Source organism: Mesorhizobium sp. M0522 (genome assembly GCF_040321085.1).
Taxonomy (GTDB): domain Bacteria; phylum Pseudomonadota; class Alphaproteobacteria; order Rhizobiales; family Rhizobiaceae; genus Mesorhizobium.
On sequence record NZ_JAMYQW010000002.1, the window covers coordinates 269,528 to 290,443 of the forward strand.

The 20,916-nt window shown below is 64.2% G+C and carries 22 protein-coding genes; 11 read left to right on the top strand and 11 right to left on the bottom strand.

Features of this window, described 5'->3' with window-relative positions:
• Nucleotides 1-111: 111 nt before the first annotated feature.
• Entirely contained in the window at nt 112-744 is a 633-nt protein-coding gene (locus NKI58_RS03985; protein ID WP_352782283.1) for a TetR/AcrR family transcriptional regulator, read from the bottom strand.
• A 93-nt stretch (nt 745-837) separates the two neighbouring features.
• Here NKI58_RS03985 and NKI58_RS03990 point away from each other — a divergent pair, with 93 nt between their 5' ends.
• Both NKI58_RS03990 and NKI58_RS03995 read left to right on the top strand, forming a co-directional pair.
• On the top strand, nt 838-1,494 hold the full coding sequence (locus tag NKI58_RS03990) for an O-methyltransferase (RefSeq protein ID WP_352783825.1): 657 nt from the start codon (nt 838-840) through the stop codon (nt 1,492-1,494).
• A 166-nt stretch (nt 1,495-1,660) separates the two neighbouring features.
• Nucleotides 1,661-1,870, top strand: coding sequence for a hypothetical protein (locus NKI58_RS03995; RefSeq protein WP_023680243.1), 210 nt, complete (start codon nt 1,661-1,663; stop codon nt 1,868-1,870).
• A gap of 61 nt (nt 1,871-1,931) precedes the next feature.
• On the opposite strand, the gene NKI58_RS04000 is transcribed toward NKI58_RS03995, so the two are convergent.
• Nucleotides 1,932-2,912 (bottom strand): GlxA family transcriptional regulator, encoded by a 981-nt coding sequence (locus NKI58_RS04000; protein ID WP_352451614.1) that lies wholly within the window; start codon nt 2,910-2,912, stop codon nt 1,932-1,934.
• Nucleotides 2,913-2,988: 76 nt separating this feature from the next.
• Here NKI58_RS04000 and bcoG point away from each other — a divergent pair, with 76 nt between their 5' ends.
• From bcoG to NKI58_RS04035, 7 genes are all read left to right on the top strand, one after another.
• Nucleotides 2,989-3,900, top strand: a complete 912-nt coding sequence (gene bcoG / locus NKI58_RS04005; RefSeq protein ID WP_023677595.1) for a 3-dehydrocarnitine:acetyl-CoA trimethylamine transferase BcoG — start codon at nt 2,989-2,991, stop codon at nt 3,898-3,900.
• A gap of 30 nt (nt 3,901-3,930) precedes the next feature.
• On the top strand, nt 3,931-4,560 hold the full coding sequence (locus tag NKI58_RS04010) for an HD domain-containing protein (protein WP_023677594.1): 630 nt from the start codon (nt 3,931-3,933) through the stop codon (nt 4,558-4,560).
• Nucleotides 4,557-5,630, top strand: a complete 1,074-nt coding sequence (locus tag NKI58_RS04015) for a carnitine 3-dehydrogenase (RefSeq protein WP_352464602.1) — start codon at nt 4,557-4,559, stop codon at nt 5,628-5,630. Before NKI58_RS04010 ends, NKI58_RS04015 begins: the two co-directional genes overlap by 4 nt.
• Nucleotides 5,631-5,634: 4 nt before the next feature.
• On the top strand, nt 5,635-6,798 hold the full coding sequence (locus NKI58_RS04020) for an acyl-CoA dehydrogenase family protein (RefSeq protein ID WP_352701691.1): 1,164 nt from the start codon (nt 5,635-5,637) through the stop codon (nt 6,796-6,798).
• A 201-nt stretch (nt 6,799-6,999) separates the two neighbouring features.
• Nucleotides 7,000-9,078, top strand: coding sequence for an acetate--CoA ligase family protein (locus NKI58_RS04025; RefSeq protein WP_352853057.1), 2,079 nt, complete (start codon nt 7,000-7,002; stop codon nt 9,076-9,078).
• On the top strand, nt 9,071-9,853 hold the full coding sequence (locus NKI58_RS04030) for a carnitinyl-CoA dehydratase (protein WP_023677592.1): 783 nt from the start codon (nt 9,071-9,073) through the stop codon (nt 9,851-9,853). Before NKI58_RS04025 ends, NKI58_RS04030 begins: the two co-directional genes overlap by 8 nt.
• 216 nt (nt 9,854-10,069) lie before the next feature.
• Nucleotides 10,070-11,008 (top strand): alpha/beta hydrolase, encoded by a 939-nt coding sequence (locus tag NKI58_RS04035; RefSeq protein ID WP_352464610.1) that lies wholly within the window; start codon nt 10,070-10,072, stop codon nt 11,006-11,008.
• A gap of 46 nt (nt 11,009-11,054) precedes the next feature.
• On the opposite strand, the gene NKI58_RS04040 is transcribed toward NKI58_RS04035, so the two are convergent.
• From NKI58_RS04040 to NKI58_RS04050, 3 genes are all read right to left on the bottom strand, one after another.
• Entirely contained in the window at nt 11,055-11,321 is a 267-nt protein-coding gene (locus NKI58_RS04040; RefSeq protein ID WP_023677590.1) for a hypothetical protein, read from the bottom strand.
• Nucleotides 11,322-11,415: 94 nt separating this feature from the next.
• Nucleotides 11,416-12,201, bottom strand: a complete 786-nt coding sequence (locus NKI58_RS04045) for a DUF899 domain-containing protein (RefSeq protein ID WP_023677589.1) — start codon at nt 12,199-12,201, stop codon at nt 11,416-11,418.
• Nucleotides 12,202-12,360: 159 nt separating this feature from the next.
• Nucleotides 12,361-12,915: an autotransporter gene (locus tag NKI58_RS04050; RefSeq protein WP_352701696.1), complete on the bottom strand. Its 555-nt coding sequence runs from the start codon at nt 12,913-12,915 to the stop codon at nt 12,361-12,363.
• Nucleotides 12,916-13,014: 99 nt separating this feature from the next.
• Between NKI58_RS04050 and NKI58_RS04055 the strand changes: the two genes are divergently transcribed.
• On the top strand, nt 13,015-13,761 hold the full coding sequence (locus tag NKI58_RS04055) for a GntR family transcriptional regulator (protein WP_023677587.1): 747 nt from the start codon (nt 13,015-13,017) through the stop codon (nt 13,759-13,761).
• Between the two features lie 164 nt (nt 13,762-13,925).
• On the opposite strand, the gene NKI58_RS04060 is transcribed toward NKI58_RS04055, so the two are convergent.
• The 5 genes from NKI58_RS04060 to NKI58_RS04080 form a co-directional block, all read right to left on the bottom strand.
• A complete protein-coding gene (locus tag NKI58_RS04060) occupies nt 13,926-15,584 on the bottom strand; it encodes an FAD-binding dehydrogenase (protein ID WP_352782241.1) in 1,659 nt (552 codons plus the stop codon).
• A 58-nt stretch (nt 15,585-15,642) separates the two neighbouring features.
• A complete protein-coding gene (locus NKI58_RS04065; protein ID WP_352782243.1) occupies nt 15,643-16,629 on the bottom strand; it encodes a Gfo/Idh/MocA family protein in 987 nt (328 codons plus the stop codon).
• Nucleotides 16,630-16,768: 139 nt separating this feature from the next.
• On the bottom strand, nt 16,769-17,344 hold the full coding sequence (locus NKI58_RS04070; RefSeq protein WP_023677583.1) for a YceI family protein: 576 nt from the start codon (nt 17,342-17,344) through the stop codon (nt 16,769-16,771).
• A gap of 68 nt (nt 17,345-17,412) precedes the next feature.
• A complete protein-coding gene (locus NKI58_RS04075) occupies nt 17,413-17,991 on the bottom strand; it encodes a cytochrome b (RefSeq protein ID WP_352782245.1) in 579 nt (192 codons plus the stop codon).
• A gap of 60 nt (nt 17,992-18,051) precedes the next feature.
• On the bottom strand, nt 18,052-18,942 hold the full coding sequence (locus tag NKI58_RS04080; RefSeq protein ID WP_352782246.1) for a LysR family transcriptional regulator: 891 nt from the start codon (nt 18,940-18,942) through the stop codon (nt 18,052-18,054).
• A gap of 105 nt (nt 18,943-19,047) precedes the next feature.
• Between NKI58_RS04080 and NKI58_RS04085 the strand changes: the two genes are divergently transcribed.
• Nucleotides 19,048-20,043, top strand: a complete 996-nt coding sequence (locus NKI58_RS04085) for an aldo/keto reductase (protein ID WP_352568464.1) — start codon at nt 19,048-19,050, stop codon at nt 20,041-20,043.
• A gap of 270 nt (nt 20,044-20,313) precedes the next feature.
• On the opposite strand, the gene NKI58_RS04090 is transcribed toward NKI58_RS04085, so the two are convergent.
• A complete protein-coding gene (locus NKI58_RS04090) occupies nt 20,314-20,916 on the bottom strand; it encodes a nucleotidyltransferase family protein (protein ID WP_352701707.1) in 603 nt (200 codons plus the stop codon).

A 20,916-nucleotide genomic window follows, 5' to 3' on the forward strand; every position in this document is an offset into this window, starting at 1 on the left:
CGCATTGTTCGAACGGCCGCGGATAAAGGCGGCTTTCCGCGGGGCTGAAACCAACAAGGTTTGCCCCGTGCGAAACTTCGCCCTGCTTGCTGACCGGGCCTGGCATTTGCCTTAGCCGTGATCGAAGCCTCTCAGGTAGGCGCAAAACATGTCGGCCATCGCGTTGGCGTAGACTTCAATCTCCTTGGGCGTTCGAGGCGTCTCCGAGAACTGCTTCCCCACCGTGCTGAGCGTCGTCATGACCAGGTCGCCGGCCAATTCGCGAGTCACTTGCGCGGCGTTTGGCAACGCCTCCTGCATGAAGAGCTGGATGGTGCGGTCTCCGGACGCCCTTGCCGTCTGCGCCTCAGGCGCGTCGCGGTAAAGCGGTGCGGCGTCGTCGAGCGCCACACGCACCGCGGCCTCGTCACACTCCGAGCGGAGGAAGGCGTGCACTAGGTCGCGCAGCCGTTCAAGTGGCGGTTTCCTGACGTCCTCGAGGATGTCGCGCAGCAAATCGGTCGTCTGCCGCCATTCGTCGCTCTGGAGCCGGAACAGGATCGCCGCCTTGTTCGGAAAATACTGATACAGCGATCCGACGCTGACGCCGGCCTTCTCGGCCACCCGTGCCGTGGTGAAGCGCTGCGCGCCTTCCCTCGCCAAAACCTGAACAGCAGCCTGCAAAATCGCAGCGACGAGCTCCGCCGAGCGGGCTTGCTTGGGCTGTTTTCGCGAGGAAATCCGGGAGCTTCGGTGATCGCTCATTGAGGGGCGCGCCAATGCGATTAGTGAATGCGAATGATTAGTCGTATTTTGAATGCCGCACAAGAACGCATTCCCTTCTGACTGGAGACCGATATGACCACACTGACGACAACGCCGCTCGCGCCCCTGCTGGACCGCCTGTTCGAGGAAGCCGCTGCCGCAACGAGCCCCGCGGTGGCGGAACTCTCCGCCGAGGAACGGAGCCGCCTCGTTCGGAGCAAGACCGAATACCTCGATTTCTATGGGCGGCTAAAGGATCTCTGGCTTCCCGTCTCGCGAGAGACCGGCACGCTGCTCTACATGCTGGCACGAGGCAGCGATGCACGGATGATCGTTGAATTTGGAACCTCGTTCGGCATCTCGACCCTGCACCTTGCCGCAGCCTTGCGGGACAATGGCGGCGGCCGCCTGATCACCAGCGAGTTCGAGCCATCCAAGGTGACGCGCGCGAGGCGTAATCTGACAGCAGGCGGTCTCATTGACATGGTGGAAATCCGCGAAGGAGACGCGCTACAAACATTAAGCGTCGATCTTCCCGAAACGGTCGACCTGCTTCTGCTCGACGGCGCCAAAGCGCTCTATCCCGAGATCTTGAGTCTGGTTGAAAGCCGCCTCAGGCCGGGCGCCTTCGTCGTTGCCGACAACGCAGATCTTTGCCCCGAATACCTCGAGCGGGTGCGCTCGACCGGGAGTGGCTACATGTCCACGCCGTTCGGCGAGGATGTTGAACTGTCGATGCGGCTTGGCTGAAGCAGCGCCTGACCTGCCGGGACGATCGTGCCCAAGATGGGCGGCGGCGGACAAAACTTTGCCCGGCATCGCCCATCAATCGCCTCGCTCTTGCCTTCAAACAGCCGTCACGAACCTCCTATAGTGTGGTTCGTGGCGGGATTCAGAAAGAAGGAGGCGAAACGATATGCAGCACGAACGCGAAATCGACGCCCTGCTCTCATCTGGCGAGGCTGGATCGATCATCGACCGGCTGATGGCGCTGCCGCACCCGAAACAAGGTGCGCTGAGTGCAAACGAATGGGATCGCGCGGTCGCCAGCCGCTTCGAGACCCATCTTGCGAGACAGATGCGCTCGCAGATCGACGGCAGCAGCGACCGCCAGGACGCTGCCTGATCTACCTTTGTCTATGCATGTCGTTATCCCAAAACCGCTCCGCACTTTTGGGCGACATGCATTATCCCCGACGCAGCCTGACCGGCGCTTCGCCGAACGCTCTTGAAAACGCTCTGGAAAATGCCGCGGCGGACGAAAACCCCGTTCGCCCGGCAATGTCCGCCATGGCGATGCGCGTGTCGACCACCAGCCGGCGCGCGGCGCCGAGGCGCAGCCTGAGGTAATAAGCGCCGGGCGTTTCGCCGATCGACTTGCGAAAGATGCTTTCCAGCGTCCGTGCCGTCACCCCGGCGCGCTTTGCCACGGCGGCGATAGTCAGCGGCTGGTCGACATGCGCTTCCATCAGCCGAATGGCTTGCGCCAGCCTGGGATCGTAGCCGTCGAGACGGCCGAGCGAGACCAGCGGTTGCGCGTCCGTCGCGGCGCGCGCCTGGTCGTAGATGAAGACGCTCGCGACATCTAGCGCCACGGCCATGCCGAGCCGCGTGCGGATCAGATGCAGCATCAGGTCGAAGGTCGGCGAGGCGCCGCCGGTGGTGAACACCGGGCCATCGATGACGTAGCGGTCGGGGCGCACGTCGACGCCGGGAAAGGCCGACGAGAAATCCTCCATGTCCTCCCAGTGGGTGGTGGCGCTGCGCCCCTCCAGCAGACCCGCGCGGGCAACCAGCCAGGTGCCGGCCTCGACGCCGCCGCAGGCGCGTGCCGCGCGCGCCGCCCGGCGCAGTCCGGACAGCAGGGCCGATGTGGCGTAGTTCTGCGTGCCGAAGCCGGCGACGACGACCAGCATATCGGTTGTGTCAGCCGCATCGAAGCGGCCGCTGACCGCCACCGGCAGGCCGCATGTGGTGACCGGCGCCTCGCCTGTCACCGAGACCAGCCTGAAATCAAACAGCGTCTCACCGGCAATGCGGTTGGCGGCGCGCAACGGATCGACGGCCGACGCGACGCACATGATCGACGAGCCGGAGAATACCAGCAGCGTTACCTTGAGCGGCAAACGCTCGGCCCGAAAGATCGTCGGTTTTTCGTTTTTGGTCACACGATCTTCGTAAAACGCAAAACAGTTTCCGGCAAGTCAGGCATTCTTGCCCTACGTTCTATTGGGAGAGAGTCCGATGCCGTTAGCGATGAACCGTGAGGTTTTCATTACCTGTGCCGTGACCGGGTCCGGCGGTTCGCAGGACCGCAGCCCGCATGTGCCGCGCTCGCCCAGAGAGATCGCCGATTCGGCTATCGAGGCGGCAAAGGCAGGTGCTGCAATCGTGCACTGCCATGTGCGCGATCCCGAGACCGGCAAGCCTAGGCGCGACGTGCATCTCTATCGCGAAGTAACCGAGCGCATCCGCGCGGCGGACGTCGACGTGGTGCTGAACCTGACCGCCGGCATGGGGGGTGACATGGTATTCGGCCCGCCGGAGAAGCCGCTGCCGCTGAACGAAAAAGGCACGGACATGGGCGGCGCGAGCAACCGCATGGAACATGTGAGCCAGTGCCTGCCGGAAATCTGCACGCTCGATTGCGGCACCATGAATTTCGCCGAGGCCGATTATGTCATGACCAATACGCCCGGCATGCTGCGTGCCATGGGCGGCATGATGACGGCGCTCGGCGTCAAGCCGGAGATCGAGGCCTTCGACACCGGGCATCTGTGGTTCGCCAAGCAATTGGTCGAGGAAGAAGTGCTGAAGCCGGACGCGCTGGTGCAATTGTGCATGGGCGTGCCGTGGGGCGCGCCGGACGACCTCAACACCTTCATGGCCATGGTCAACAATGTACCGTCGACCTGGAACTGGTCGGCCTTTGCCATTGGCCGCAACCAGATGGCCTATGTCGCAGCCGCGGTGCTGGCCGGCGGCAATGTCCGCGTCGGACTGGAGGATAATCTCTGGCTCGACAAGGGCGTGCTGGCGACCAATGCGCAGCTGGTCGAGCGGGCGGTCAGCATCGTGTCGAATATGGGCGCCAGGGTCATCGGCCCGGACGAAGTCCGCAAGAAGCTGAACCTGACGAAGCGCGCACCGCTTTGAAAGCCGGTAGCCGGTTGGGAGGAGCCGCCGATGAAGACCGTGAAATTCACCGCCATGAAGGACGGCGACCGCGAGGACTATGCCTTCCTCACCGAGCACGAGATCGACTATGCGGCAAAGACCGGCGAGCGGCTGCTCGACGCGCTCGTCCAGCTTGATGCGGGCCTCTCGGGCTACAAGATCACCCGGCTCGGCCATTCACTGCAAGCGGCAACACGGGCCTGGCGCGACGGCGCCGACACCGACTGGATTGCCTGCGCCTTGCTGCACGATATTGGCGACATCTACGCGCCCTATAACCACGACGAGTATGCGGCGTCGATCCTGAAGCCTTTTGTGCGCGAGCAATGCACCTGGGTGGTGGAGAAGCACGGCGATTTCCAGCGCCTCTATTACGCCCACCACCTCGGCGGCAATCCACACGCCCGCGACCGTTTCGCCGGGCACATCTACTTCGACGATTGCGATAAGTTTTGCGAACGCTGGGATCAGTCGAGCTTCGATCCCGACTACGAGACATTGCCGATCGATTTCTTCCGGCCCTTCGTGCTCGAAGTGTTCGCGCGCAAGGCCTATGACGCATCCGTGATCCGTGCCGGCGAGCGTGTCGCCCTCACCGACCCCGCAACAGCCCGCACAAGAACCGGAGCTTCCGCATGAGCATCATCAACAAGGCGGCCGCGATCGGCGGCGGCGTCATCGGCGCCGGCTGGGTGGCGCGGCTGCTGCTCAACGGCATCGACGTGTCGATCTTCGATCCCGATCCCGAGGCGTCACGCAAGGTCGGCGAGGTGATGAAGGGCGCACGCCGCGCCTACAAGCAGATGCTGCCCGGCGGCCTGCCGAAAGAGGGCAAGCTTACCTTCGCCAAGACGATCGCCGAGGCGGTGGCCGACGCCGACTTCATCCAGGAAAGCGTGCCGGAGCGGCTCGACCTGAAGCACCGCGTGCTGGCCGAGATCGACCTTTATGCACCGGCCAACGCCATTATCGGCTCCTCCACCTCCGGCATCAAACCGACCGACATGCAGGTGGCGATGAAGAAGCACCCGGAGCGGCTGGTCGTCGGCCATCCGTTCAACCCCGTCTATCTGCTGCCGCTGGTCGAAATCGTCGGCGGCGAACAGACCTTTCCCGAGGCGATCGAAGTCGCCACGGAGATGTATGCCTCGATCGGCATGAAGCCGGTGGTGATCCGCAAGGAGATCGAAGCGTTCGTCGGCGACCGGCTGCTCGAAGCGGCCTGGCGCGAGGCGCTGTGGCTGGTCAAGGACGGCATCTGCACGGTCGAGGAGCTCGACGACATCATGCGCTACGGCTTCGGCCTGCGCTGGGCGCAGATGGGCATGTTCCAAGTCTATCGCGTCGCCGGCGGCGAGGCCGGCATGCGCCACTTCATGGCGCAGTTCGGCCCGTGCCTGAAATGGCCGTGGACCAAGCTGATGGACGTGCCGGAGTTCAACGATGAGCTGGTCGAGCTGATCGCCACCCAGTCGGACGATCAGGCGCACGGTCTGTCGATCCGCGAGCTCGAAAAGATCCGCGACGACAATCTGGTCGCCATCATGGAGGCACTGTCGAAGCAGAACAAAGGCAAAGGCTGGGGTGCCGGCGCCCTGCATAAGGACTACACCAGGCAGCTGGCCAAGCTCGCGGCCAAGAAGCCCACCGCCTCCAAGGCGGCCGAAAAGGCAAAGGCTGAAAAGCCGAAGAAAAGGAAGAAAGGCTGAGACCATGGATTTTGGTCTTTCGGAGGAGCAGAAGCTCATCGTCGAGACGACGCGGGCCTTCGTCGAGAACGAGCTTTACCCACATGAGCGCGAAGTGGAGCGTACCGGCGTGCTGCGCCGCGAGCTGATCGAGGAGATCAAGGCCAAGGCGATCGAAGCCGGCCTCTATGCCGCCAACATGCCGGCCGATGTCGGCGGCGCCGGGCTCGATACGGTGACCTGGCTGCTCTATGAAAAGGAACTCGGCCGCGCCAATTACGCGCTGCATTGGACCTGCGTGGCGCGGCCTTCGAACATCCTTCTCGCCGGCACGCCGGAGCAGCGCGAAAAATATCTGTTTCCCTGCATTCGCGGCGAGAAATGGGATTGCCTGGCAATGACCGAGCCGGGCGCCGGCTCCGATCTGCGCGGCATGAAGGCAACCGCCGTGCAAGACGGCGACGACTGGGTGCTGAACGGCACCAAGCATTTCATCAGCCATGCGGACCTCGCCGATTTCGCCATCGTCTTCATGGCCTCGGGTGAGGAAGGGTCTTCGCGTGGAAAACGCAAGAAGATCACCGCCTTCTTTGTCGATAAGGGCACCAAGGGTTTTACGGTGCGCGACGGCTACCGCAACGTCTCGCATCGCGGCTACACCAATGCCATCCTCGAATTCGACGATTGCCGGTTGCCGGCCAGTCAGGTTCTGGGCGAGGTCCACAAAGGCTTCGACGTCGCCAATTCGTGGCTTGGCGCAACGCGCCTGCAGGTCGGCGCCACCTGCCTCGGCCGCGCCGAGCGGGCGCTTGGCCACGCCGTCGAATACGCCGCGCAGCGCCAGCAGTTCGGCCAGCCGATCGGCAAGTTCCAGGGCGTGTCGTTCAAGCTCGCCGACATGGCGACCGAGCTGAAGGCCGCCGACCTGATGGTGTTCGAAGCCGGCTGGAAGTACGATCAGGGTACCGTCACCGACCAGGACATGGCCATGGCCAAACTGAAGGCCACCGAGATGCTCGCCTTTGTCGCCGACGAGGCGATCCAGATCCATGGCGGCATGGGGCTGATGGACGATTTGCCGCTCGAGCGCATCTGGCGCGACGCCCGCGTCGAGCGCATCTGGGAAGGCACCTCGGAAATCCAGCGCCACATCATCTCGCGGGCGCTGCTGCGCCCGTTCGGGGGCTGAACAGCGCAATGTTTGCATTCCTTCGCGCCCCCCTCTGTCCTATCGGACATCTCCCCCTCAAGGGGGGAGATCGGCCGCCATTCCTGATTTCGCCAGTTATTGCCGTTGCATGCCTGGGGCCGGCGGCCCAACTGCCAATCTCCCCCCTTGAGGGGGAGATGCCAAGTTTTGGCAAAGAGGGCAGGGCAGAGGAGGGTGTTCATGCACAAACTTGAGCGCCTTTTGCGCCCGCGGACAATCGCGGTCTTCGGTGGCGCGCAGGCTGCCGCCGTCGTCGCGCAATCGATCAAGATGGGCTTTGCCGGCGAGATCTGGCCGGTGCATCCGAGCAAGGCCGAGGTCGCCGGCCGCAAGGCCTATCGCTCGGTGGCCGAATTGCCCGGTGCGCCGGATGCCGCTTTCGTCGGCGTCAACCGGCACTTGACCATCGAAGTGGTCAAGGCACTGGCCGAGCGCGGCGCCGGCGGTGCGGTCTGCTTCGCCGCCGGCTTCCTCGAAACCGAGGCCTATGACGAGGACGGCGAGCGGCTGCAGGCCGAGCTGGTCGCGGCGGCGGGCCAAATGCCAATCATCGGGCCGAACTGCTACGGGCTCATCAACTATGCCGACGGCGCGCTTTTGTGGCCCGACCAGCATGGCGGCATCAGGCTGCCAGAAGGCGGTCGCGGCGTTGCCATCATCACCCAGTCGTCGAACATCGCCATCAATATGACGATGCAGAAGCGCGGCCTGCCGATCGCCTTTCTGATGACCGCCGGCAACCAGGCGCAGACCGGGCTTTCCGAAATGGCGCTCGGCCTGATCGAGGACGACCGTGTCACCGCGCTCGGCTTGCATATCGAGGCTTTCGATTCGGTAGCCGGCTTCGAAAGGCTGGCGGCACGGGCGCGCGAGCTGAAAAAGCCTGTCATCGCCATGAAGGTCGGCCGCTCCGAGCAGGCGCGGCAGGCGACCGTTTCCCATACCGCGTCGCTGGCCGGCTCGGACGCAGCGTCCGGCGCCTTCCTGAAGCGGCTCGGCATCGCCCGCATCGATTCGATCCCGGCCTTCATCGAGGCGCTCAAGCTGCTGCACGTCACCGGCCCCCTGCCCGGCTACCGGCTGTCGTCGATGAGCTGTTCGGGCGGCGAGGCGTCGGTGATGGCCGACAGCGCCGAAGGCCGCTGGGTGACGTTTCCGCCACTCACCCCCGAGCACCGCGCGCATGTCAAATCGACGCTCGGGCCGCTGGTCGCGGTGGCCAACCCGCTCGACTACCACACCTTCATCTGGAACAACGAGCCGGCGATGACCGCCACCTTCACCGCGATGGTGTCGGGCGGATTCGACCTCAACATGCTGGTGCTCGATTTCCCGCGCCCCGACCGCTGCTCGGACACCGACTGGTGGGCGACGCTGCGCGCCTTCGAAGTGGCGCTGAAGACCAACAGCGCGCAAGGCGCGATCGTCTCCTCGCTGCCGGAGAACCTGCCCGAGGAATACACTGCCGGCCTGATGGCGCGGGGCATGGTGCCGCTGTTCGGCATCTCCGAAGCCATGGACGCCGCCCAGGCGGCGGCCTTCATCGGCTGGGCCTGGCGCGAGCCGCAGGCGCAGCCGATCGACACTTCGGCGTCCGGCGCGCCGGTCGGCGACCATGTCACGCCGGACGAGGCCGAGGCGAAGGCGCGGCTCATCGAGGCCGGGCTCCCCGTGCCGAAGGGCGAGCGCGCCGGCAACGCGGTCGAAGCTGTCATCTCCTCGATGGCGCTCGGCTTCCCGGTGGCGCTGAAGGCCCTTGGTGTCATCCACAAGTCCGAGCTCGACGCGGTCCGGCTCAATTTGAGGGATGCCGAATCCGTCAGCACCGCCGCCCACGATCTCGGCCCGCTCGGCACGGGCCTTTATGTCGAGCGCATGGTGCGCGACGGCGTCGCCGAGCTGCTCGTCGGCTTCACCCGCGACGCGATGTTCGGCGCGGTGATGACGCTCGGCACCGGCGGCGTGCTGGTCGAGCTGTTGCGCGACAGCGTCACGCTGATGCTGCCGGCGACCCGCGACGATATCGAGGCCGCTTTGCGCGGGCTGAAACTGTTCCCGCTGCTCGACGGCTATCGCGGTCGGCCGAAGGCCGATGTTGCAGCGGCAATCGATGCGATATCGGGCATTGCCGCTTTCGTGCAGCAAAACGCCGGCGAGATCGAGGAACTCGACATCAATCCGCTGATCGTCTGCACCGAAGGCAAGGGCGCCTGGATCGCCGATGCGCTGCTGGTGCTTGGAGACAAGAAGAATGTCTGAAATCATTTCGACCCGCCGCGAAGGCGCTGTCCTCGAAGTCACGCTCGACCGGCCCAAGGCCAATGCCATCGACCTGAAGACGTCGCGGCTGATGGGCGAGATTTTCAAGGCGTTTCGCGACGATCCCGACTTGCGCGTCGCCATCGTCAAGACCGCCGGTGACAAGTTCTTCTGCGCCGGCTGGGACCTGAAGGCCGCAGCCAGCGGCGACGCGGTCGACGGCGACTATGGCGTCGGCGGCTTCGGCGGGCTGCAGGAACTGCGCGACCTCAACAAGCCGGTGATCGCCTGCGTCAATGGCATGGCGGTCGGCGGCGGCTTCGAACTGGCGCTATCCTGCGACCTCATCTATGCATCGGATCACTCCTCCTTCGCCCTGCCCGAAATCCGTGCCGGCACGCTGGCCGATGCGGCGACGATCAAGCTGCCTAAGCGCATCCCCTACCATGTCGCCATGGACCTTCTGCTCACCGGCCGCTGGATGGATGTCGCCGAGGCGCATCGATGGGGCCTGGTCAACGAGGTGCTGCCCAAGGAAAGACTGGAGGACCGCGTCTGGGAAATCGCACGGCTGCTTGCCAGCGGCCCGCCGCTGGTCTTCGCCGCGATCAAGGAAACGGCCAGGGTCGCAGAATCGCTGACGTTCCAGGACGCCATGAACCGGGTGACGCGCCGGCAACTGTCGACGGTTGACGCACTCTACGGCTCGGAGGACAATCTCGAGGGCTTTCGCGCCTTTGCCGAAAAGCGCGATCCGGTGTGGAAGGGGAAGTAGTGGTATTGCAGGAATGATGGCGCTCACCCCCCTCTGTCCTGCCGGACATCTCCCCCTCAAGGGGGGAGATTGGATGTCATCATCGCTTTCGCCAATTGTCGACGCCGGAAAAAAGGCGGTTTCGCCGAAGCTGCCGATCTCCCCACTTGAGGGGGAGATGGCCGGCAGGCCAGAGGGGGGTGTTCAGGCGGATTCATTGCGATCCATTTAGCGCCCATGACCGACTACAAAACCCTCATCGACGCCGAGACCTGGGCCTTCATCGAGCGGACCAATTCTTATTATCCGCCCGATACGATCGACTACACCATCGCCGAGCAGCGCCAGATCTACAACCGGATGTGCCGCGAGTTCTTTGCCGGCTATCCCCAAGGCGTCACGGCGGAAACCACCGCCATTGCCACACCCTGGCACATTCCGATCCGCGTCTACCGCGCCCCGGCGCCGGAAGCGGCGGCGATGGTGCTTTATTTCCATGGCGGCGGTTTTATCCTCGGCGGGCTCGACAGCCATGACGACCTCTGCGCCGAGCTTTGCAGCCGCACCGGCTACGAAGTGGTTTCGGTCGACTACCGGCTGGCACCGGAACACCTTCATCCGGCCGCCTTCGACGATGCCATCAGCGCCTTCGAATGGGCGGCGGCGACTTACGAGCGTCCTGTCCTGCTCTGCGGCGACAGTGCCGGCGGCAATCTCGCCGCCGCTGTCAGTCACGCAACGCGCGGCCATGCGCGCAAGCCGATCGGCCAGATCCTGGTCTATCCCGGCCTTGGCGGCGACAGCTCCGCCGGTTCCTACGTCACCCACGCGGAAGCGCCGATGCTTACCGCGCGCGACCTCGTTTTCTACAGGGACATCAGGACCGGTGGCGAGGATCGCACCGGCGATCTCACTCTGTGGCCGCTCGCCGACGCCGAGTTCGCCAATCTGCCGCCCACCGTCGTGATCACCGCTGAATGCGACCCGCTGTCGTCGGACGGCGAAGCCTATCGCGACCGCATCGTTGCCGCGGGCGGGCGCGCCTGGTGGCTCGAGGAGCCGGGGCTGGTGCATGGCTATTTGCGCGCCAGGCACACGGCCGGCCGCGCCCGCTCGAGCTTTACCCGGATTGTCGATGCGGTAGCGGTTTTGGGAAGGGGCGAGTGGATCTGGTGAGGGATGTCTTCCCGACCAGAACGGGCCTTTGTCGGCCGGTACAGCTCTATTTGCGGCGGCGTCGCCGGCCGGAAACCTGCTTCAGCCAAGGTCCTAAATGAAAGCCGCTCATCAGCAGGTACATCGGGACCATGCCGCCCAGCGGTGACGCCTCTTGCCCGGTCGAGCACATCATGTCCGGCGCGCCGCCGAGAAGCGTCAGCAGCGCCATGGTTGCGAAGGTCGGCGCGGCCGCAAAGGACAGCCAATCGGCTGCACTATGGCCGGCCGGGCTCGCATCGCCGGTGGATCCGCCTGCATGAATCTCGCTCATGTCCGTTGTCCTGCATAGCGAGCGGGATGCGGTCGAACCGTGCATCCCGCTCCTCCAATTGTCCTGGCCGCATTTGCGCGACGCCAAAGACGTTCTATTCAGTGCGGTTCCGGAACGCGGCCTCTCCGGCGTCCGACACCTCGACCCACTTTTTGTCGGGAACGGCTTCGGCGCCGTAATTGTCGTGCCAGTTCCACCACTTGTACGTCGGCGTCTGCGGATAGCCCTCGGGCGAATCCTCCCAAACCTCCTGGCGGCCGAGCGGCGACAGGTCGAGATAGCTCCATACGGTCCCCATCGCCTCGTCGCCGCGGTTGTTAATGAAGTAGGTACGGAACACGCGATCACCGTCGCGGATGAACACGTTGTGGCCGTGCCATTCGTCAACGCCGAAATCGGCATCGAAGCTGTCGGTGATGGTGTACCAGGGCATCTTCCAGTCCATCCGCGCCTTCAGCCGCGCAATGTCGGCCTGCGGTGCGCGCGAGGCGTAGGCAAGCGTGGTGTCGCGGGCGTTCAGATGGGCAAGATTGCCGACCTGGTCCGCCCCCAGCGAGCAGCCGCGGCAAGCGTGGTCGGGCCAGCCGAATACGCCGGGCTCGAAGAAGGCGCGGTAGACGATCAGCTGACGGCGGCCCTCGAACAGGTCGAGCAGGCTCACCTTTCCGTCGGGGCCCTCGAACGTATAGGTCTTCTCCACCGCCATCCACGGCATCCGCCGGCGCTCGGCGGCCAGTGCGTCGCGAGCCCGGGTCACAGTCTTCTCCTTCACGAGCAACTGCTGGCGCGCGGCCTCCCACGCGTCAGGCGAAACGACCGGTGGTGTCTTCATCGCGAGCCGCGTCGTCTGCTCGCCTGTGCCATTCTGATGTGCCGTCATTGTGCATCTCCCTTGCTGGTTTGTCGCCGCACCGGCGCGACGTGTTGGGTCGTGAGCCAGGATAGGGGCGATAGCGGATTGGCGAGAGTGACAAGTGTGACGCGATTCCGACGGGTCCGCTGATCACGGCCAATTTCGCCGCCCGCGACGCCCCTGCGCTCATTCGTGCCCGGACTGCTGAATGGGCCGAGCGCCGGCCAGATAGCGGTCATTGTCAAACGGCTCGGCGTGGTTGCTGTCCGGACTCCACAGCTGCCGGTGGGTTCGTGTGAGATCGCCGAGGTAGACATGCAGCGCACCCGATCGCGCACCGCCCGTATTCGCAACCGCATGCACGGTATTTGACGCCATGTGCACCACGGCAGGCGCTGCGATGTCCTGCCTTTCGGGAACATCGAGTTCGCTGCCGGCAACGGGATAGATGAAGTTCGTCTCGCTGCCCTTGTAGATGCCGATCAAGGCATCCATCAGGTGGTTGTGAGGCGGGTACTGCAGGCCGGGCGACAGAGTGATGTGATAGATCGTCAGGTTCGGACTCGCATGCAGAAGCACCTCGTCGTCGTCTTCTTCGTGAGCGAGTGTTCCCGATGCGTGAAAGCGGTTGGTGTAGTCGCCCAGGACCGTCCTTACCGCTTCGAGGGGACCTGGCCCCTTCGCGGCATTGACGATATCATCGGCAGCGGCGTAGAGAGGCGAGTTGGCGGGTAAAGGCATATCAGTTATCCTCCCTGAGATGCTCAGATTATCAATCTGAGATGCTCACGCTAGCGAATGCTGATGCCAGCGTCAACCGGACAGCCAGACGGACAGAATATGAAAACGACGAAGTTGACCGCCGAACCGGCAAGGCCGGCCACGGTCGAGGCGACAGCACTGTCAGCCGCCGACGTCCTTCGCAGGGAACAGGCATATGAGCAGCTGAGGAACGACATCATTGCCTGCGTGTTGCGCCCCGGCGAAGCGCTGACGGAGAAACAGATCGGTGATCGATACCAGATCAAAAAGGCGACCATCCGCGCGGCGCTGGCCCGACTGATGCAGGAAGGACTGGTCAGGAGCGAGCCGCGCCGCGGCTACGTCGTTGCTACGCTCAGCCTGCGGGATGTCAACGAGATCTTCGATGTCCGCAGCTTGATCGAGCCGGAAGTGTTCAGGGTGGCGGCATCGAACATGACCGAGCGCGGGCTCGAGGATGTCAGGCTGGCAGCGCAAAAAGTGCTGAAGCCGGAGACGCTACGCAGCCACGTTGCCTTTCTTGCGGCCGACCGTGCCTTTCGTCTGGCCCTTGCGGAGCTCTCGGGAAATTTACGACTGGCGCATCTCCTGGACCAGATACTCGACCAGTCGGCGCGGGTTCTCCACCTCGGCTTCAAGTCCCGCGACTTCACCCAGTTGATCATCGCCCAGCAAAAGGAGCTGGTCCTTGCCTGCGAGGCAGGCGAGGTTTCCGCCATCGTCAAACTTGCCCGTTCGCAGTGCCTGTCTCTCAAGAAGCAGGTGCTCGAGGCTTTGCTTGCCGGTTCCAAGCTTCAAGACGTCAATTTGCAGCCCTTCGCCTAGAGCGGTTCCGGTTCTCCTGGAACCGGTAACCCGCTCTAACCATCTGTTTTGCCGCATTTATGCGGACGCCAAATGATTCCATTTTGGCTGCAAAATGCTCTAAGGGAAGTTGGCCATTCGGTGCAATCGCCACCTTGGCGCAACGGCCGCCGGCGGGCCTTGTTTCACCCCACCGCGCGTGCCGCCGCCCGTCCGGCACTGCGGCCGGAAAAGATGCAGCCGCCGAGAAACGTGCCTTCGAGCGCCGCATAGCCGTGCATGCCGCCGCCGCCGAAACCGGCGGCCTCGCCCGCCGCGTACAGCCCCTCGACTGGTTGGCCGCCGGCGCCCAGCACGCGGCTGTCGAGGTCAGTCTCCAGCCCACCGAGCGTCTTGCGGGTCAGGATGCTGAGCCTGACGGCAATCAGCGGGCCATTGGCGGGATCGAGCAGCTTGTGCGGTCTTGCGGTGCGGATCAGCCGGTCGCCGAGATAGGCTCGCGCGCCGCGCAACGCAGTAATCTGCATGTCCTTGGAGAACGGATTGTCGAGCTGCCGGTCGCGGGCGCGGATTTCGCGCTCAACCTGCGCCAGTTCGAGCAGCGGCTCGCCGCCGGCCAATGCGTTCATGCGGGCGACCAGCGCCGGCAAATCAGGCTCGACGATGAAATCCTCGCCCTTCTCCATGAACGCCTTGACCGGCGCGGGCACGCCGCTGGTGGCGCGGCCGAGCACCTGGCGCCAGCTCTTCCCCGTCAGATCGGGGTTCTGCTCGGAGCCCGACAGCGCGAACTCCTTCTGGATGATCTTTTTGGTCAGGATGAACCAGGAATGATCGAAGCCGGTGCTCATGATGTGGCTGAGCGTGGCCAACGTGTCGAAGCCGGGATAGAGCGGGACCGGCAGGCGCTTGCCGCGCGCATCGAGCCACAGCGATGACGGGCCGGGCAGGATGCGGATCGCATGATCGGTCCAGATCGGTGCCCAGTTCCTGACGCCCTCGACATAGTGCCACATGCGGTCGCGGTTGATCAGCCGGCCGCCGGCGGCTTCGGCGATCGCCAGCATGCGGCCGTCGACATGATCGGGAACGCCAGTGATCATGCGTTTCGGCGGCGCGCCCATCCGCTTCGGCCAATTCTCCCGGACCAGCTGGTGATTGGCACCGATGCCGCCGGAGGCGACGATGACGGCCTGCGCCTTCAGCTCGAAATCGCCGGTGATCTCGCGCGAGCTCTTGCGGCCGCGCTCGGCATCGCTCGCCGCCAATAGGTCGCCGCGCACGCCGTTGACGACGCTGCCCGTCCGCGTCAATTCGTTGACCCGGTGACGGAATTTGAAGCGGATCAGCCCGCGTTTCTCGGCCTCGCGTACGCGCTGCACGAACGGTTCGAGCACGCCAGGGCCGGTGCCCCAGGTGATGTGGAAGCGCGGCACCGAATTGCCGTGGCCGACGGCATTGCCGCCGCCGCGCTCGGCCCAGCCGACCACCGGAAAGAATTTCAGGCCGCGCTGCATGAGCCAGGAGCGCTTCTCGCCGGCGGCGAAGCCGAGATAAGCCTCGGCCCAGCGGCGCGGCCAGAGATCTTCCGTGCGGTCGAAGGCTGCGGTGCCCAGCCAGTCCTCGAGCGCCAGCTCGTACGAATCGCGGATGCGCATGCGCCGCTGTTCGGGCGAATCGACAAGGAAGATGCCGCCGAGCGACCAGAATGCCTGGCCGCCAAGCGACTGTTCCGGCTCCTGCTCGACGATGATGGTCTTCTTGCCGGCCGCAGACAGTTCGGCCGCCGCGACAAGGCCGGCAAGGCCGGAGCCGACAATGATCACATCCGCATCGTCGGACATCTATTTGGCCATGATCTTGTCCAAAAACCGGTCCCCACTTTTTGGGATCATGGCCGGCCTAGACTGTTTCCCAGCCTTCCTTCTCGCCGGCGCGGAACATGGCATCGATGACCTTCTGGTTGAGCACCGATTCTTCCAGCGTGAAGACGCGGTCCTTGCCGCCCTGCGCAGCCCGCGCGAAGGCCTCGACTTCCAGCCGGTATTGCTGCGTGCCGGGAAAGCGGAAGACTTGCGCCTCGCTGTGGTTCTGGTTGTGCAGCTCGACGCGGTGATGGTCGTAGAGTCCGGCGTTGAACGGTGAGAACACCTCGATGAAGCCCTTCTCGCCGTGAAAGACCATCACCTGGCGTGCCGCCATCTGCGTCGACAGGTAAAACGACAGCTCGAAGTCGCCGAAATCGGCGCGGATCGAGGAATAGATGTCGGTGCCGAATATCTTGTCGCGCTCGATCGTCGCCTGGACCCGCAGCGGCTCCTTGCCGGTCGAAAAGCGCGTCGATACCGTCGGATAGACGCCGATGTCGGGCAGCGCGCCGCCGCCGAGATCGAGCTTGTTGCGCATGTTGTTGGGGTCGACATTGTAATAGGAGAACGCGCCCTGGACATGGCGCAGCCGGCCGATGGCGCCGTTGGCGATCAGCTCGCGCACCTTGATCCACTGCGGATGGTAGACGACCATGAAGGCTTCGCAGACCAGCACCTTCCTGGCATCGCGCAGCTTGATCAGCGGCGGAATGTCCTTGGCATCGAGCGCCAGCGGTTTTTCGACCAGGACATGCTTGCCGGCCTCGATCGCCTTGGCCGTCCATTCGACATGCTGCGAGGTCGGCAGCGGAATGTAGACGCCGTCGATGTCGCTGGAGGCGAGCAGCTCCTCATAGGAGCCGAACGCGTGGCGCGCACCGAAGCGTTCGCCCAGCGCCCGCGCTTTCGACAGATCGCGGCTGGCAATCGCGGACAGCACGCCGTTCTCCGCCTCGACGATTGCCGGCAAAAGCTGCTCGCGGCCGATCTTGGCCGTCGACAAAACACCCCATCGGAACATCAAATTTCTCCTCTCGATTGCAGGCCTGGAGGTTTGCCCTAATTCAGGAGAAAAGCCAATGCGGGAGCATGGCGGCGAACAGGGCGATCATCTGCGGCTTGTCCGGATGCCCGCGCTGCCCTGGCGGAACCTGCAAAGGCTATCCCCTTCTACCCGTCAGCGTCATGTCGAAGTCGACGACGTTGGAATAAATCGGCGTGCCGACATCCATGCCGTAGCGCGACCGCAGCACCTTGCCGGTGACGTGGAATTTTATCGTGCCCGCCTTGAGGCCACCGAGATCCGCCGTGAACTTTTCCTGAAAGGTCTTGCCGCGCGCCGTCAGCCTGCCGGTAACCAGGGCTGACGTGTCGCCGGTGCGTTTGACGCTGGTCGAACGGAACTGGATCTCCGGATTGTCGGCGGCGTCGAAGACCGCGTCCGAGCGAAGAAAGGCATCGATGCGGCTTTGGCCGGTGCCGACGCTTTCGGGGAAGATGGTGAAATTGACCTGGGACCGGCCGACATCGCTGTTGTCGATGAGGATACTGCCCTTGAAGCGGGCGAAGGCACCGTCGAGCCCGCCGCCGCCGAGCTTGCCGATGGAGAAGTGGATGCTGGAACTCCCCGGGCGGATGATGTAGCTGCCGGCCGCGTCGCCGAGGGCAACGGCGGCGAAAACAGGCATGGCAATACAAGCGGCGGCGGCCGCAAATCCGAAGATGCGCGCGTACATGGAAATGGTCCTCTTGGCAGGCAACGCTTTCTTGCGTCCTCGCCCCATCAACGAATGAGCCGTCCGCTCTATTCCCTGTCGTGATGTGACGAAGCCGTGATCATGCGCGTCAGCACGGTATCCCTCAGCCAGAAATGATGGCGCAGCGCTGCGGCGAGATGCAAAGCGACAAGTCCGATGCCGGCATAGGCGAGATACCAGTGCGTCGCTGCCCAGAAGCCTTCTGCCGTGTCCGATTCACCGAGCGGCAGATTGGGCATGACGAACAGATTGAACGGCACGCTCGGGATCTCCAGCACCGAGACCGAGACCAGCGCCCAACCGGACAACGGCAGAGCGAGCTGAAACGCATAAAGCGCGAGATGGACCAGCGGCGCCGCACGGCGCTCGAAAGGCCCGACCGAGCGCGGCAGCGGCGGGGCCGGTCTGCCTAGGCGCCAGGCGATGCGCAGGATGACCAGTCCAAGCAGCAGGAAGCCGAAGGATTTATGCAGCTGGATCAGCTCGAAGGCGGTGCGCTGGCTGGACAGCCGCACCATGACGAAGCCGAGCACGAACTGGCCGATAAAGAGCGCCGCGATCAGCCAGTGAAGGATGATCGCCGTCCAGCCGTAGCCGGCCGTCTGGTTTTTGGGCAGTGCTGACATGGTCGGTGAACGAATGCCAGGTCGGCTTTCTTCCAGCTCTCCCTTGTGGGGAGGGTTGGCTTACTCGCCGACCTTGAAAAAATCGACAAAGGCCCTGAGCGCCGGCCGCATCTGGCGGCGGCTGGGGTAATAGACGAAGAAGCCGTCGAAGCGCGGGCACCAGTCCTCCAGCACGCGAACGAGCTTGCCGGCGGCGAGCGCGTCGCGGACATAGTCCTCGAACACGAAGGCGAGCCCGGCGCCGTCGACTGCGGCATTGGCAATCAGATGGTCCTCGTCGAGGATCAGCGGCCCTTGCACCGGTATCTCGATCTCCTCGCCGTTTTGCTCGAATTCCCAGCGGTAGAGAATGCCGCTGGAGAAGCGGAAGCGGATGCAGCGGTGAGCGGCGAGATCGCGCGGATGCTGCGGCTTGGGCATGGTCTCGAAATAGGCTGGCGCGCCGACCACGGCGCCGCGAAGGTCTGGTCCGATGCGCACCGCGATCATGTCGCGTTGCAGGCTCTCGCCCAGTCGCACACCGGCATCGAAGCCGCCCTCGACCACGTCGGTGAAGCGGTCCTCGATGACGATCTCCAGCACGATGTCGGGATAGGCAGCAGCAAAGGCGCCGAGCCTTGGCGTCAGCGCCAGGTGGGCGGCGGTGCGCGGCACCGTCAGCCGGAGATTGCCCGCCGGCCGGTCGCGCGCCTCGATCGCCGATTCCAGCGCCAGGTCGATTTCCGACAGCGCCGGCCTGAGGCGCTCGAGCAGTTGCGCGCCCTCCTCGGTCGGAGCGACGCTGCGCGTGCTGCGCGCCAGCAGGCGAACGCCAAGACACGCTTCCAGGCTGGACACCGCATGGCTGACCGCCGATGGCGCGATTGCCAGTTCCTTGGCCGCGCCACGAAAACTGCCGCACTGGGCGACGGTTGCCAGCACCGCGAGCTGTGAAAGATGGGTTCGCTGCATTGATCTATTTCTTGGAACAGCCCGTACACATGAGAGCCGATTATCGAACTCAGTGCAAGACGCTATCTCTGCGGCATCACAACCATCACAACAAGGAGACACGTGATGCAAACCCGCAAGCTTGGCAATAAACTTGACGTCTACCCGGTCGGCCTCGGCTGCATGGGGATGAGCTTTGCCTATGGTGGCCAGCCGGAGGCGGAGGCGATTGCCACGCTGCGCCATGCCGTCGAGATCGGGGTCAATTTCTTCGACACGGCCGAGGTCTATGGCCCTTACGAGAACGAGATCCTGGTCGGCAAGGCGCTGAAGCCGGTGCGTGACAAGGTGACGATCGCAACCAAATTCGGCTTCAAGATCCTCGAAGAAGGCAGCGGCATGGAGCGCATGGCCGGTGTCGATAGCCGCCCGGAGCATGTCAAGGCGGTGGCCGAAGCGTCATTGAAGCGGTTGGATACGGAGGTGATCGATCTCTATTACCAGCACCGCGTCGACCCCAACGTGCCGATCGAGGATACGGTCGGCGCCATGGCCGAGCTGGTGCGCGAGGGCAAGGTGCGGGCGCTCGGCCTGTCGGAGGCGAGTGCGGCGACCATCCGCCGGGCGCATGCCGTGCACCCGATCGCCGCCGTGCAGAGCGAGTATTCACTGTGGAGCCGCGATCCGGAGGGGGAAGTGTTTGCCGTCTGCCGCGAGCTCGGCATCGGCTTTGTCCCCTATAGCCCGCTCGGCCGCGGCCTGCTCACCGGCACGATCGCCAAGCCCGATGTTCTCGGCGCCGACGACTGGCGCCGCGGGTTGCCGCGCTTCCAGGCCGACGCCATGGCGGCCAATGCGGCGGTCGTCGCCGTGCTGGAAAAGATGGCCGCCGGGAAGGGCGTGACGCCGGCGCAGCTGGCGCTCGCCTGGGTGCTGCATCAGGGCGACTTCATTGTCCCGATCCCTGGTGCGCGAAAAATGCGCCATCTGGAGCAGAATACGGCGGCAGCCGATATCGTGCTGAGCCAGGCCGAGGTGGCATCCATCGGCGACGCCCTGTCGCCGGAAAAGGTGGTCGGCAAGCGCTATACCGAGGAGCTGCTGGCGCTGGTTAACGGGTGAACGGCAATCGACGGCCTAATCGAAACGGGGCGTTTCGGCACCCCTTTTTGACTAATACGGTGCGATGCAAAGCGTTGTGAGACCTCGGCGCGAGGCACCCCCCTCTGTCCTGCCGGACATCTCCCCCTCAAGGGGGGAGATTGGCAGTTCCCGCGCCCTGCCCGCCCTTCCGGCGCCGGTGATTGGCGAAAGCCGAGGCGACATCCGATCTCCCCCCTTGAGGGGGAGATGCCTGGCAGGGCAGAGGGGGGTGCCTCGCGCCGACATTTCCTACCAAGGCACGACACTGATCTCCGGCCAGTTCTCCCTGGCACGCGCGCCCTTCATCTCGTGCGTCTGCCGATTATCCAGTGTACGGTTCGGGGTAACGCGAAACGAGAAGATGTCGTCGAGCCCGAACGGCGCCACGGGCGCGAGTTGCCCATCGGTGCCGAATCTAACCCCGACCGCATGGGTTTTCGAAGCGAAATAGGACAGCGCCTCGGCGGACGACGACAGTCTGGGATAGGAACCGCCAAAGCGCGCCTCAAACCACAGATGCACCCGCGCCTGGTTGCGCACTTCGACCGGCAGCGTCAGTCCTTCAAACTGCTTCGCCGCCCGGCGGATGACCGTGTCCTCGGCTTCATAGGACAGATCGCTCTCATCGAAATAGAACAGGTCGACATCCCGGATGCCGTACCCCGAGGGCTTTCCGGTCAGATGATTCCAGACGCTGTTGTAAAGCGCGCCGGAAACGACCAGCCAGTCGGGGAGGTCGAGACCGCGTACCCGCGACAGCGTCTCACTGACCAGCGGATCGGCTGAGACGATATCGAGAAAGACTGCACGCTGTTCCTCAAAGGGCAGCCCTGAATAGCGCAGATGGTCCAT

Coding starts and splice junctions, on each gene's coding strand:
- NKI58_RS03985 (WP_352782283.1), bottom strand. CDS start 744: ATGAGCGATCACCGAAGCTCCCGGATTTCCTCGCGAAAACAGCCCAAG.
- NKI58_RS03990 (WP_352783825.1), top strand. CDS start 838: ATGACCACACTGACGACAACGCCGCTCGCGCCCCTGCTGGACCGCCTG.
- NKI58_RS03995 (WP_023680243.1), top strand. CDS start 1,661: ATGCAGCACGAACGCGAAATCGACGCCCTGCTCTCATCTGGCGAGGCT.
- bcoG (WP_023677595.1), top strand. CDS start 2,989: ATGCCGTTAGCGATGAACCGTGAGGTTTTCATTACCTGTGCCGTGACC.
- NKI58_RS04010 (WP_023677594.1), top strand. CDS start 3,931: ATGAAGACCGTGAAATTCACCGCCATGAAGGACGGCGACCGCGAGGAC.
- NKI58_RS04015 (WP_352464602.1), top strand. CDS start 4,557: ATGAGCATCATCAACAAGGCGGCCGCGATCGGCGGCGGCGTCATCGGC.
- NKI58_RS04020 (WP_352701691.1), top strand. CDS start 5,635: ATGGATTTTGGTCTTTCGGAGGAGCAGAAGCTCATCGTCGAGACGACG.
- NKI58_RS04025 (WP_352853057.1), top strand. CDS start 7,000: ATGCACAAACTTGAGCGCCTTTTGCGCCCGCGGACAATCGCGGTCTTC.
- NKI58_RS04030 (WP_023677592.1), top strand. CDS start 9,071: ATGTCTGAAATCATTTCGACCCGCCGCGAAGGCGCTGTCCTCGAAGTC.
- NKI58_RS04035 (WP_352464610.1), top strand. CDS start 10,070: ATGACCGACTACAAAACCCTCATCGACGCCGAGACCTGGGCCTTCATC.
- NKI58_RS04040 (WP_023677590.1), bottom strand. CDS start 11,321: ATGAGCGAGATTCATGCAGGCGGATCCACCGGCGATGCGAGCCCGGCC.
- NKI58_RS04045 (WP_023677589.1), bottom strand. CDS start 12,201: ATGACGGCACATCAGAATGGCACAGGCGAGCAGACGACGCGGCTCGCG.
- NKI58_RS04050 (WP_352701696.1), bottom strand. CDS start 12,915: ATGCCTTTACCCGCCAACTCGCCTCTCTACGCCGCTGCCGATGATATC.
- NKI58_RS04055 (WP_023677587.1), top strand. CDS start 13,015: ATGAAAACGACGAAGTTGACCGCCGAACCGGCAAGGCCGGCCACGGTC.
- NKI58_RS04060 (WP_352782241.1), bottom strand. CDS start 15,584: ATGTCCGACGATGCGGATGTGATCATTGTCGGCTCCGGCCTTGCCGGC.
- NKI58_RS04065 (WP_352782243.1), bottom strand. CDS start 16,629: ATGTTCCGATGGGGTGTTTTGTCGACGGCCAAGATCGGCCGCGAGCAG.
- NKI58_RS04070 (WP_023677583.1), bottom strand. CDS start 17,344: ATGTACGCGCGCATCTTCGGATTTGCGGCCGCCGCCGCTTGTATTGCC.
- NKI58_RS04075 (WP_352782245.1), bottom strand. CDS start 17,991: ATGTCAGCACTGCCCAAAAACCAGACGGCCGGCTACGGCTGGACGGCG.
- NKI58_RS04080 (WP_352782246.1), bottom strand. CDS start 18,942: ATGCAGCGAACCCATCTTTCACAGCTCGCGGTGCTGGCAACCGTCGCC.
- NKI58_RS04085 (WP_352568464.1), top strand. CDS start 19,048: ATGCAAACCCGCAAGCTTGGCAATAAACTTGACGTCTACCCGGTCGGC.
- NKI58_RS04090 (WP_352701707.1), bottom strand. CDS start 20,916: ATGGACCATCTGCGCTATTCAGGGCTGCCCTTTGAGGAACAGCGTGCA.